11 protein-coding genes and 1 tRNA gene are annotated in these 12294 nt (G+C 73.0%); 10 read left to right on the top strand and 2 right to left on the bottom strand.

Annotated features, from left to right (window positions below; genetic code table 11):
• Window positions 1-30 precede the first annotated feature (30 nt).
• Entirely contained in the window at window positions 31-1467 is a 1437-nt protein-coding gene (gene ahcY, locus BLT67_RS04205) for an adenosylhomocysteinase (RefSeq protein ID WP_092665857.1), read from the top strand.
• A 4-nt stretch (window positions 1468-1471) separates the two neighbouring features.
• Complete coding sequence (locus BLT67_RS04200) at window positions 1472-2011, top strand: AAA family ATPase (RefSeq protein WP_092665856.1); 540 nt, start codon at window positions 1472-1474, stop codon at window positions 2009-2011.
• Here the strand turns inward: BLT67_RS04200 and BLT67_RS04195 are convergent.
• Window positions 2008-2499: a MarR family winged helix-turn-helix transcriptional regulator gene (locus tag BLT67_RS04195; protein ID WP_092665855.1), complete on the bottom strand. Its 492-nt coding sequence runs from the start codon at window positions 2497-2499 to the stop codon at window positions 2008-2010. The genes BLT67_RS04200 and BLT67_RS04195 overlap by 4 nt on opposite strands.
• Before the next feature lie 319 nt (window positions 2500-2818).
• Window positions 2819-2889: transfer RNA gene (locus BLT67_RS04190), tRNA-Gln, on the bottom strand.
• A gap of 143 nt (window positions 2890-3032) precedes the next feature.
• Between BLT67_RS04190 and BLT67_RS04185 the strand changes: the two genes are divergently transcribed.
• The 8 genes from BLT67_RS04185 to BLT67_RS04150 all read left to right on the top strand — a co-directional run bounded on the left by BLT67_RS04185 (window position 3033) and on the right by BLT67_RS04150 (window position 12225).
• Window positions 3033-3956 carry a glycosyltransferase family 2 protein gene (locus tag BLT67_RS04185; protein WP_092665854.1) on the top strand — a complete coding sequence of 308 codons (924 nt, stop codon included), beginning with the start codon at window positions 3033-3035 and terminating at the stop codon, window positions 3954-3956.
• A gap of 25 nt (window positions 3957-3981) precedes the next feature.
• Window positions 3982-5424 carry a bifunctional UDP-N-acetylglucosamine diphosphorylase/glucosamine-1-phosphate N-acetyltransferase GlmU gene (gene glmU / locus BLT67_RS04180; RefSeq protein ID WP_092665853.1) on the top strand — a complete coding sequence of 481 codons (1443 nt, stop codon included), beginning with the start codon at window positions 3982-3984 and terminating at the stop codon, window positions 5422-5424.
• Between the two features lie 11 nt (window positions 5425-5435).
• Window positions 5436-6413 carry a ribose-phosphate diphosphokinase gene (locus BLT67_RS04175; RefSeq protein ID WP_092665852.1) on the top strand — a complete coding sequence of 326 codons (978 nt, stop codon included), beginning with the start codon at window positions 5436-5438 and terminating at the stop codon, window positions 6411-6413.
• A gap of 68 nt (window positions 6414-6481) precedes the next feature.
• Window positions 6482-7639 (top strand): methyltransferase domain-containing protein, encoded by a 1158-nt coding sequence (locus BLT67_RS04170; RefSeq protein ID WP_092665851.1) that lies wholly within the window; start codon window positions 6482-6484, stop codon window positions 7637-7639.
• A gap of 272 nt (window positions 7640-7911) precedes the next feature.
• Window positions 7912-9615: a sodium:solute symporter family protein gene (locus tag BLT67_RS04165; protein WP_157674158.1), complete on the top strand. Its 1704-nt coding sequence runs from the start codon at window positions 7912-7914 to the stop codon at window positions 9613-9615.
• A gap of 14 nt (window positions 9616-9629) precedes the next feature.
• Complete coding sequence (locus BLT67_RS13660; protein WP_092665850.1) at window positions 9630-9758, top strand: putative transporter small subunit; 129 nt, start codon at window positions 9630-9632, stop codon at window positions 9756-9758.
• Window positions 9759-9805: 47 nt separating this feature from the next.
• Window positions 9806-11101 (top strand): APC family permease, encoded by a 1296-nt coding sequence (locus BLT67_RS04155; protein WP_092665849.1) that lies wholly within the window; start codon window positions 9806-9808, stop codon window positions 11099-11101.
• A gap of 56 nt (window positions 11102-11157) precedes the next feature.
• On the top strand, window positions 11158-12225 hold the full coding sequence (locus BLT67_RS04150; protein ID WP_092665848.1) for a mechanosensitive ion channel family protein: 1068 nt from the start codon (window positions 11158-11160) through the stop codon (window positions 12223-12225).
• Window positions 12226-12294 lie beyond the last annotated feature (69 nt).

The following is a 12294-nucleotide window of genomic DNA, read 5'->3' as shown; positions in this document are numbered from 1 at the left end:
GCGCTCCGCGCGAGTGGGAGGATGGTCGCCATGACCGACATCGCTCCCCGCACGCTCGAGCACGACGTCCGCGACCTGGGCCTCGCCGAGGCCGGCCGCCACCAGATCCGCCTCGCCGAGCACGAGATGCCCGGCCTCATGGCGCTGCGTCGCCGCTACGCAGAGGCGCAGCCGCTCGCGGGGCAGCGCATCGCCGGCAGCCTGCACATGACCGTGCAGACCGCCGTGCTGATCGAGACGCTCGTCGCGCTCGGCGCCGAGGTGCGGTGGGCGAGCTGCAACATCTTCTCGACGCAGGACGAGGCCGCCGCCGCGGTCGTCGTCGGCTCCGGCACCCCGGACGCCCCCGCCGGCGTGCCGGTGTTCGCGTGGAAGGGCGAGACGCTCGAGGAGTACTGGCGCTGCACCAACCGCATCTTCGACTTCGCCGAGGGGCCCACGCTCATCCTCGACGACGGCGGCGACGCGACGATGCTCGTGCACCGCGGGCGGGATGCGGAGCTCGCGGGCGCCGCGCCCGTCACGCCCGAGGGCGCGCCGGACGAGCTGCACGTCTTCGACGCGCTCATCGGCGGCACGCTCGCCGAGGATCCCCAGCGGTGGACGCGCATCGCCGCGGGGCTGCGCGGCGTCACCGAGGAGACGACGACGGGCGTGCACCGCCTCGAGCAGCTCTTCGCCGAGGGCCGGCTGCTCTTCCCGGCGATCAACGTGAACGACTCCGTCACGAAGTCGAAGTTCGACAACCGCTACGGCATCCGCCACTCGCTGCCCGACGGCCTCAACCGCGCCACCGACGTGCTGATCGGCGGCAAGACCGCGTTCGTCGTCGGCTACGGCGACGTCGGGAAGGGCGCCGCCGAGGCGCTCCGCGGCCAGGGCGCGCGCGTGATCGTCTCGGAGGTCGACCCGATCTCCGCCCTGCAGGCGGCGATGGACGGCTTCCAGGTCGCGCGGGTCGAGGACGCGCTCGAGATCGCCGACATCTGGATCACGACGACCGGCAACGAGCACGTCATCACGCTCGAGCACCTGCAGTCGATGAAGCACCTCGCGATCGTCGCGAACGTCGGCCACTTCGACAACGAGATCGACGTCGCCGCGCTCGAGCGCTCGGGTGCCGAGCGGGTCGAGATCAAGCCGCAGGTGCACGAGTGGCGCTTCGCGTCGGGCCGCTCGATCCTCGTGCTCTCCGAGGGCCGGCTCATGAACCTCGGCAACGCGACCGGCCACCCGTCGTTCGTGATGTCGAACTCGTTCTCGAACCAGGTGCTCGCGCAGATCGAGCTCGCGACCTCGGACTACGAGCTCGGCGTCTTCCGGCTGCCGAAGGTGCTCGACGAGGAGGTGGCCAGGCTGCACCTCGACGCGCTCGGCGCCCGCCTGACCGAGCTGACGCCGCGCCAGGCGGCCTACATCGGCGTGCCCGTCGAGGGCCCCTTCAAGCCCGAGCACTACCGCTACTGACCCGATGACGGCCGAGACCGCGCGTCCGTCGCTCCTCGTGCTCGCTGGCCTGCCGGGCGTCGGGAAGAGCGCGGTCGCGGAGTCCATCGCGGCGTCGATGCCGTGCACGATCGTCTCCGTGGACCCGCTCGAGGCCGCGATGCGGCGCGCCGGCGTGCCGCGCGACGCGCCCACGGGCCTCGCCGCCTACGTCGTCGCCGAGGCGGTGGCCGAGGCCCAGCTGCGCCTCGGCGGCGCCGTGGTGGTCGACGCGGTCAATGACCATCCGGCGGCGCGCAAGCAGTGGTACGACCTGGCCGCACGCACCGGCGCGCGGCTGCTCTTCGCCGAGGTGCGGCTCGACGATCGTGACCTCCATCGGCAACGGCTGGAGTCCCGAGTGCGCGACCTCGACGGCTTCCCGGAGCCGACCTGGGCCGAGGTCGAGTCGCGACGGCCCGCCTTCGACGAGTGGCGCGACGAGAGGGTCCGCCTCGATGCCGCACTGCCTGTCGGGCAGCTGTCGAGCAGGATCCTGACGGAGCTGTCGGCGAGCGCCTCCTAGAGCATCGCGTCGGCGAGCACGCGCAGCAGCTCCGCCAGGCGCGCCTGATCATCGGCGGGGATGTCGCGCAGCAGTCGCCGCTCGGCCTCCAGCAGCGCGTCGAGCGCGACGTCGACGCGGTCCACGCCCTCGTCGGTGAGCGCGACGAGCCGCACGCGGCGATCGCTCGAGCCCTCGACGCGCTCGACGAGGCCGGATGCGACCAGGTTGTCGATGCGGTTCGTCATCGTGCCGCTCGTCACCATCGTCTGGGCGATGAGGTCCTTGGGGCTCAGCGGTCCACCCTCGCGGCGCAGGGCCGCGAGCACATCCCACTGCCACGGCTCGAGCCCCGCCTGCTGGAACGCCTCCGCGCGGACGCGGCCGAGCTGCCGCGAGATGCGGGTCATGCGGCTGAGCACCGCGAGCGGCGTGACGTCGGCGTCGGGCCGCACGCGCATCCACTGCGCCATGATGCGGTCGACGTCGTCGACGTGCTGCTCTGCCATGGCGCCATCCTGGCACGGCGGGGGGCGCGCCCCATGCGGGCCGCCCGGCGGCCGGTCCACACCGGAAGATCCACGCTCCTGGGCGCACTTGGCTGGATAGTGCGGCTGAGTGCTCGCCCAGCGGGGATTCCTCCGGGGATCGTGCCGCCTCGGTCGCGACCGGTGCTCGTGTCGGGGCGGTTCGCCACGGTCGCTCCGCCCTTTTTCGCTGCGCTCGGAACTGGCGGCGTCGCAGACGACACGTCAGTGTCGGCTGCTCCGCCCTCGCTCGCTGCGCTCGGAACTGGCGGCGTCGTAGACGACACGTCAGTGTCGTCTGCTCCGCCACCAGGATTCGAACCTGGACAAACGGCTCCAAAGGCCGCTGTGCTGCCGTTACACCATGGCGGATCGCGGCTTCCAGGGTAGTCGCCGTAGACACCCCTCCCCGGCAGAGGTGCAGCGAATGGCGCTCGTCGCGCACGCTCGGGCGCCGAGCGCTGCAACGCTGCGCTGCCACGCTGCGCCGAGCGCGCATCCGGCAGACTGGGCGCATGCCATCGACCGCCGCCGACGTCGTCGCCGTCGCCGTCGCCTACCGGCCCGACGAGTCCGCGATCGGCGAGGTGCTCGAGCGCGCGGCCGCGCAGGTCGGCGCGCTCGTGGTGCTCGACAACGACAGCCCCGAGACCGACGGCGCGCACTGGAGCGAGCGGGTCGCGATGCCCGCCGGCGTCGCGCTCGAGCGCAGCGCCACCAACGTGGGCCTCGGCGCCGCCTACAACCGCGCCGCCGCGATCGCCCGCGAGCGCGGCGCCCGCTTCGTCATGCTGCTCGACCAGGACTCGCTGCTCGAGCCCGGCTGCGTCGCCGCGCTGCTGCGGCACGCCGACGCCCGCGCCGCCCGCGGCCCGCTCGGCGCCGTCGGCCCCACGTTCGTCGACGGTCGCAGCGGCGAGCGCGCCCCCTTCGTGCGCTTCGGCTTCCCCCTCAACCACAAGGTGCACGCGCCGGCCGGTGGCGACGTCGACGCCGACTTCCTCATCTCCTCCGGCTCGCTCATCCCGCTCACCGCGCTCGAGGTCGCCGGCGCGTTCGACGAGGGCCTCTTCATCGACAGCGTCGACATGGAGTGGTGCTTCCGCGCGAAGGCCGCCGGCCTGCAGCTCGTGGGCGTCGCCGACGCGCGCATGCTGCACACCATCGGCGACGAGCTCGTGCGGCTGCCCGGCGGCGGCACGATGTTCGTGCACTCGCCGCTGCGGCTCTACATGATGACCCGCAACCGCGTCGCCCTCTGGCGCCGCGCGGGCACCCCGCGCGTGTGGACGGCCCAGGACGTGCCGCGGATGCTCTTCAAGCTCGGGCGCATGACCGCGTTCGCCGCGCCCCGCATCCGCAACGCCCGGGCGATGCTGCGCGGCGCTCGCGACGGCTGGGCCGGCAGGCAGGGGCCGCCGCCCGCGCAGCGCCGCTAGCCTGGATCGGAACCGTCCGCATCCGATGGGAGGCCGTGTGCCCCAGGTCGCCGTGATCGTGCTCGCCGCTGGAGCGGGCACCCGCATGAAGAGCCGCACCCCGAAGCCGCTGCACCACCTCGCGGGCAAGCCGCTCATCGCCCATGTGCTGAGCACCGCGGGCGAGCTGCACCCCGAGCGCATCGTCACCGTCGTGCGCCACGAGCGCGACCGCATGGCCGAGGCGGTGCTCGAGTTCGCTCCGCACGTGCTGATCGCCGACCAGGACGACGTGCCTGGCACCGGCCGCGCCGTCGAGCAGGGCCTCGAGGCGATCGCCGGCTTCGAGGGGCACGTCGTCGTGCTCTCGGGCGACGTGCCGCTCATCGACGCCGACACGCTGCGCGGGCTCATCGAGCGGCACGAGCAGGAGGGCAACCAGCTCACGCTGCTCTCGGCCCACCTCGACGACCCGAGCGGCCTCGGCCGCATCGTGCGCGACGACGCGGGCGCGTTCGTGCGCATCGTGGAGCAGAAGGACGCCTCCGACGACGAGCGCGCCATCGACGAGGTCAACGGCGGCATCTACGTCTTCGACGCGGCCGCGCTCCGCGCCGCGCTCGCGACCATCGACCGCGACAACGCGCAGGGCGAGATGTACCTGACGGATGCCGCGGTGCGGATCCAGTCGACCGGCGGCAGGATCGCGGCCGTCGCCGCGAGCGACAGCTGGGCCATCTGGGGCATCAACGACCGCGTGCAGCTCGCCGCCGCGGCGCACGAGCTCAACGACCGCATCATCCGGCGCTGGCAGCGCGCGGGCGTCACCGTCGTCGACCCGGCCTCGACCTGGATCGACGTCGACGTCACGCTCGCCGAGGACGTCACGCTGCTGCCGGGCACGCAGCTGCACGGCGCGACCGCGGTCGCCGCCGGCGCGACGATCGGCCCGGACACGACGCTCGTCGACACCGAGGTGGGGGAGGACGCGGTCGTGAAGCGCACCGACGCGACGCTCTCGGTCATCGGCGCCCGCGCATCCGTCGGCCCCTGGGCCTACCTGCGCCCGAACTCGGTCATCGGCGAGGACGGCAAGGTCGGCACGTTCGTCGAGACGAAGAACACGCAGCTCGGCGCGGGCAGCAAGGTGCCGCACCTGTCGTACATCGGCGACACGACGGTCGGCGAGGGCTCGAACATCGGCGCCGGCACCATCACCGCCAACTACGACGGGGTCGAGAAGCACCGCACGACGGTCGGCTCGCACGTGCGCACGGGCAGCGACAACGTCTTCGTCGCGCCCGTGACGATCGGCGACGGCGCCTACACTGGTGCGGGCACGATCGTCCGCAAGGACGTCGAGCCGGGGGCGCTGGCGATCACGGTCGCGCCGCAGCGCAACATGGCCGGCTGGGTCGAGGCGAACCGGCCCGGCTCGAAGGCAGCCGACGCGGCAGCGGCCGCGCAGCACGACGCACCTGACGCCTAGGAGGCACCCGAGTGGGATCGATCGTCGCGAAGAACCGCAAGCACCTCGTGCTCGCGACCGGCAGGTCGCACCCGCAGCTCGCGGCTGCGGTGGCCGAGGAGATCGGCACCGAGCTCATGGACGTCGACAGCCGCACCTTCGCGAACGGCGAGATCTACGCCCGGTTCCAGGGCTCGGTGCGCGGCTCCGACGCGTTCATCCTGCAGTCGTACTGCCGGCCGGTGAACGAATGGCTCATGGAGCAGCTCATCATGGTCGATGCGCTCAAGCGCGCGAGCGCGAAGCGCATCACCGTGGTCATGCCGTACTACCCGTACTCCCGCCAGGACAAGAAGGGCCGCGGGCGAGAGCCGATCTCCGCGCGCCTCGTCGCCGACCTGTTCAAGACCGCGGGCGCCGACCGCATCATGTCGATCGACATCCACGCGTCGCAGATCCAGGGCTTCTTCGACGGGCCCTTCGACCACCTGTTCGCGATGCCCGTGCTGCTCGAGCACTTCCAGCACACGCTCGACACCGACACGCTCACGGTCGTCTCGCCCGACATGGGCCGCGTGCGCGTCGCCGACGTCTGGAGCGACAAGCTCGGCGTGCCGCTCGCGATCATCCACAAGCGCCGCGACCCGCTCGTGCCCAACCAGGTCTCGGTGCACGAGATCGTCGGCTCGGTCGCGGGCCGCACGTGCCTGCTCGTCGACGACATGATCGACACGGGCCGCACGATCGTGAAGGCGGCCGAGGCGCTCAAGAAGAACGGCGCGACGAACGTCGTCGTCGCGGCGACGCACGCGATCTTCTCCGACCCGGCGTCCGAGATCCTGAACTCCGACGTCATCGACAAGGTGGTCGTCACCGACACGCTGCCGCTGCGCGACGACCAGCGGTTCGAGAAGCTCGAGGTGCTCTCGATCGCGCCGCTGCTCGCGCGCGCGATCACCGAGGTCTTCGAGGACGGCTCGGTCACGAGCCTCTTCGACGGCGCAGCCTGAGTCCATCTCCGCCGGTCGAGGAGCGCGCGGACGGAGTCCGCACGCGCGAGACCGCCTACGCTGACCAGATGCCGACGACCGAGCGCGAGCCCGGGGCCCGGGACGGGCCCTCACCCCGCGATCTCGACTGCGCCTACTTCGACGCCTGGCGCTGCCGCTCGTGCACCCTGCTCGACACGCCCTACGCGCGGCAGCTCGCCGACAAGCAGGGGGGCGTCGCGGATGCGCTGCCCGCGATGCGCTGGCACGCGCCGTTCGCGAGCGCCCCCGGCGGCTTCCGCAACAAGGCGAAGATGGCGGTCGCCGGCACCCTCGAGCGGCCCACCATCGGGATCCTCGCCGCCGACGGCACGGGCATCGACCTGCAGGCGTGCCCGCTGCACGAGCGGCCGATCGTCGAGGCGATGCCCGTGCTCGAGGACTTCGTGCGCACGGCGCGGCTGACGCCCTACGACGTGCCGAGCCGGCGCGGCGAGCTCAAGCACCTCATCGTCACCGCGTCGCCCGACGGCGAGCTCGCGCTGCGGCTCGTGCTGCGCTCGAGCGAGGCGCTGCCGCGCGTCGCGAAGCACCTGCCCGCCCTCGCCGACGCGCTGCCGCTCGCGAGCGCATCCGTCAACCTGCTGCCCGAGCACAAGGCGGTGCTCGAGGGGGAGCACGAGACGGTGCTGCTCGGCGGCACGCTCACGATGCGCGTGAACGAGGTGCCGCTGCGCCTCAAGCCGCGCAGCTTCTTCCAGACCAACACGGCCGTCGCCGCCGGGCTCTACCGCCAAGCGACGGCGTGGATCGACGCGGCGGACCCCTCGAGGGTGCTCGACCTCTACTGCGGCGTCGGCGGCTTCGCGCTGCACGCGGCGCGCCCGGGTCGGGCCGTCGCGGGCGTCGAGGTCGCGGCCGACGCGATCGACGCGGCGCGCGAGACCGCGGCCGAGATCGGCGCGGGAGCGTCCTTCGCGGTCGGCGACGCGGGCTCGGTCGACCTCGAGGGCGCGCAGGCGCCCGAGCTCGTCGTGGTCAACCCGCCGCGCCGCGGCATCGGGGCGCTCGCGGCACGGCTTGACGCATCCGCCGCGGAGCGCGTGCTCTACTCGAGCTGCAACCCGGTCTCGCTCGCCCGAGACCTCGCGGCGATGCCGCACCTGCGGCCCGTGCAGGGGCGGCTGTTCGACATGTTCCCGCACACCGGGCACGCGGAGGTGCTCGTCGAGCTCGAGCGCCGATGACGCCCCGCGGGCCGGCTGCGCGATCCTGTCGATTGGCCATGTACGGCGTTTCATGACACTGTGGGGGCACTGGCCGACGGCCGGCACCGGATCTTGAGAGACGCCTCGCCCGAGTCGCATGCAGCTGCATCGCAGACCCGCGGAGCGCGGATCCGGTGGTGCTGCGGGAGATGCCCGCACGATCGAGCCGGGCTCGAGCAGAGCCCGTGATGCGCGGTGCCGTTTTCCCTGGCCGCGCGGTCCGATCGTTGCCGTCCGACGAGAGGAACCGCATGCCGCCCGCACAGGAACTCGCCCAGCTGGGCCTCGGAGCCGTGATCGTGCTCCTCGTCGTCTTCTACGGCGGCACGCTCCTCATCACCCTCGGCATCGGCCGCAGGCGCGAGAACGCCGACGGCTACATGACCGCCGGCAACGGTCTCGGCTTCGGCATCTCCGCGGCCTCCATGACGGCCACCTGGATCTGGGCGTCCTCGATGTACGCCTCCGCGACCGCCGGCTACACCTACGGCGTCTCCGGCCCCATCCACTACGGGCTCTGGGGCGCGCTGATGATCCTGTTCATCTACCCCTTCGGCAAGCGCATCCGCCAGGTGGCGCCCCGCGCCCACACGCTCGCCGAGGTCATGTACGCGCGGCACGGCCGCTCGTCGCAGCTCATGCTCGCGGGCTCGAACGTGCTCGGCTCGCTCATCTCGCTCACCTCCAACTTCATCGCCGGCGGCGCGATCATCTCGATGCTGTCGCCGCTCGACTTCGGCGCCGGCATCCTCGTCGTCGCCGGCGGCGTGCTGCTCTACACGCTCTGGTCGGGCTTCCGCGCGTCGGTGCTCACCGACTTCGCGCAGGTGCTGTGCATGCTCGGCGCGGCCGTCATCGTGATCCCCGTCATCTTCTTCGCAGCAGGCGGCCCCGGCATGTTCGAGGCGGGCGTCGCCGCGGGCAACGTGACGCCCCAGCAGCAGGACTTCTTCTCGTCGGATGCGTTCCTCAACCAGGGTGCGCCGTACATCGCCGCCGTGCTCGCCTACGCGATCGGCAACCAGACGATCGCGCAGCGGCTCTTCGCCGTGCGCGAGGACCTCATCAAGCCCACGTTCATCACCGCGACCGTCGGCTACGGCGCGACCGTCATCGGCATCGGGATGCTCGGGGTCATGGCGCTCTACCTCGGCATCCAGCCGATCGACGGCGACGTCAACAACCTCATCCCGCAGATGGCCGCGACCTACCTGCCGTGGGTGCTGCTCGCGCTCGCCTTCGTGATGATCATCGGCGCCCTGTCGTCCACGGCCGACTCCGATCTCGCGGCGCTCTCGTCGATCGTGATGGCCGACATGTACGGCCAGTCGGTGGGCAAGGAGCGCGCCAACCCGCGCACGATGCTGCTCGTGGGCCGCATCGCGATGATCGTCGCGACGGGCGCGGCGCTGTACTTCGCGACGAGCCAGCTCAACATCCTCGACCTGCTCGTGTTCGTCGGAGCGCTGTGGGGCTGCCTCGTGTTCCCGGTGATCGCGTCGTTCTACTGGAAGAAGGTGACGAACCTCGCGTTCACGGCGGCGGTCATCGCGGCGCTCGCGACGTTCCTGCCGGTGCGCTTCGAGTGGATCCCGCTCGACGGCGTGCTCGCGCTGCCGATCGAGATCCTCGCGACGATCGGCATCGGGGTCGTGCTGGGCATCATGGCGTTCGGCTTCTTCGGCCTCCGCGTCGGAATCGCCGTCGGCGCCGTCGCAGCGCTCGCCGCGGCACCCTTCACGCTGTTCTTCCTGCGCGACTACACCGTGCTCACCGCATCGCTCGTCGCCTATGCCGTGTCGTTCCTCGTGTGCTTCCTGCTGTCGTTCCGCTCCCGGCGCGACTTCGACTTCGACACGATCAAGGACGTCACGGGCGACTTCGACCGCCGTCCGGGCGCCGCCCCGGCACCCGCATCCGACGCGACCGCGCCCGCCGCAGCGCGGCGCGACTGACCTGAGGAGGCACCATGACCATCGCACTCACCCTCTACGTGCTCATCTGGCCCGTCGTCGTCGCCGGTGTGCTGCTGGCCATCTCGCGCGGCTTCCTGCGCGATGTGCGCCAGGCCAAGCGGGAGGGGCGCCCGATCATCTGACCCGCTCGTGCACCGTCCGTTCACCCGGCGCGGCTAGCGTCGCCAGCATGACCCAGCTGGAGCGCCGCATCGGCGTGCCCGGGGCGATCGCGATCGGCCTCGGCGCCATGATCGGCGCGGGGCTCTTCTTCGTGTGGGCGCCGGCGGCCGCACTCGCCGGCCCCATGCTGCCCGCCGCGATCGCGCTCGCCGGCGCGATCGCGGTGCTCAACGCCCTCTCGACCGCGCAACTCGCGATGGAGCATCCCGTCTCCGGGGGCGCCTACGCCTACGGGCGCGCCGAGGTGGGGGAGCGCGTGGGCTTCACCGCGGGCTGGATGTTCCTCACCGGCAAGACGTCGTCGGCCGCGGCCATCGCGGTGATCGCGGGGCAGCACGTGTGGCCCGAGCACGCGGGGTGGGTCGGCGCCGCGGCGGTCGCCGTGCTCGCCGCGCTCAACATGCTCGGCGTGCGCGTGACCGCCTGGGTCTCGAGCGGCATCGTCGCGGTCGTGCTCGTCGTCGTGCTCGCGGTGCTCGCCTGGGCGGCGCTCGGCATGCCGGTCGCCGCGGGCGCGGGCGACTTCGGCTTCGTCGGGGGCTCGCAGGGCGCCGGCGCCGAGCCGGGCCCGCTCGGGTGGCTCACCGCCGCCGGCATGCTGTTCTTCGCGTTCGCCGGCTACGCCCGGATGGCGACGCTCGGCGAGGAGGTGCGCCGGCCCCGCCGCACGCTGCCCATCGCGATCGTGCTGGGGCTCGCCGTCGTGCTCGCGCTCTACGCCGCGGTCGGCTGGGCGACGAGCGAGCGCCTCGGCCCGGCGCTCCCGACCGCGACGACGCCGCTCGCGGATCTCGCCGGCCACCCCGCGCTCCACGCGGCGGCGCTCGGCGCCGGCGCGCTCGCGTGCCTCGGCTCGCTCATGGGCATCCTCGCTGGCCTCAGCCGCACGGGGCTCGCGATGGCGCGGAACGGCGACCTGCCCGGCCCGCTCGGCCGCATCGCGGCGCGCACCCGCACGCCCGTCGTCGCGGAGGCCACCACCGCGGCCGCCGCGACCGCCGCTGCCCTCGTGCTGCCCGCGGGCGCCCTCGTCGCCTTCTCGTCGACGTGCGTGCTCACCTACTACGCCGTCGCCCACCTCTCGGCGATCCGGATGCGGGCCACGAGTCGCGCGGGCACGCGCGCGGACGGCGCGGCGCGGCTCTGGCTGCCGCGCTGGATCCCCTGGCTCGGCGCCGCCGCGTGCCTCGGCGTCGTGCTCACGCTGCCATGGCAGGGCGTCGTCGGCGCCCTCGCGTGGCTCGCGATCGGGCTCGGCGCGCGCGAGCTCCTGCGGCGGCGCAGCGCCCGGCGCCCCGCATAGCCGACGGCAACCCGCGGCCGGTACCGTGGCCGGCTCCCGTGCCTGGAAGGAGCCCCATGACCGTCCTCGACCTGCTCGCCCTCGCGGGCATCTCCGTCGGGATCTCCCTCGTCGTCGCCGCGGCCGCGAGCCTCGTGCTGCTCGCCGGCGCCGCCGCCGCGACGCGCTCCCGCGCCCGCATCGCCGAGGTGCGGAAGCCCCTGCGCTGGCCGGTCGCGGCGCTGGCCTTCACGGTCGCGCTCTCGGTCACGACGGGCGCCACGGGGCTGCAGGCCGCGATGGGCGGCGGGGGCCCGGTGCTCGCGCAGCTGCTCGTCATCGCGGGCATCGCCGCGGGCGCGTGGCTGCTCGTGCGGCTGCTGGGCGTCGCGAGCGCCGCGGTGCTTGGGCGCTTCGCCGCTGCCGACGCCGGCCGGCGCGCCCGCAAGGTGCACACGCAAGTGGGCATCCTGCGCCGCGTGCTCTCGGTCGTGGTGGTCGTCGTCGCGTTCGGCGCGGCGCTGTTCACCTTCGAGGCCGCGCGCGTCGCCGGCACGAGCCTGCTCGCATCCGCCGGCCTCGCCTCGCTCGTCGCGGGCCTCGCGGCGCAGTCGCTGCTCGGCAACGTCTTCGCGGGCATCCAGCTCGTCGCGTCCGACGCGATCCGCGTCGACGACGTCGTCGTGGTCGAGGGGGAGTGGGGCACGATCGAGGAGATCACCCTCACCTACGTCGTCGTGCGCATCTGGGACGACCGGCGGCTCGTGCTGCCCTCCACCTACTTCACCACGACGCCGTTCGAGAACTGGACCCGCACGTCGAGCGAGGTCATGGGCGCGGTCGAGCTCGACGTCGACTGGAGCGTGCCGGTCGAGCGGATGCGCGAGGAGCTCGCGCGCATCCTCGACGGCCACCCCCACTGGGACGGGCGCGACTCGGTGCTGCAGGTGACGGATGCGGTGGGCGGCGTCGTGCGGGTGCGCGTGCTCGTGACCGCGGCCGACGGGAGCGAGCTCGCGTCGCTGCGCGCCGATGTGCGCGAGCGGCTCGTCGCGTGGCTCCGCGAGGGGCACGCCGAGGCGCTGCCGCGCCAGCGGTTCGAGGCGGTGCCCCTCGTGCGCACCGAGGAGCGGGCCGACGCCTGACCGGGACGCGCTCCCAGCAGCCGGAGAGCACGAGTCGGCGGATGCACGAGCGGGCCGCCCCGGCAGGGG

The sequence above is a fragment of the Agrococcus carbonis genome (assembly GCF_900104705.1).
GTDB lineage: Bacteria > Actinomycetota > Actinomycetes > Actinomycetales > Microbacteriaceae > Agrococcus > Agrococcus carbonis.
This window is presented reverse-complemented; position numbering and strand designations above follow the sequence as displayed.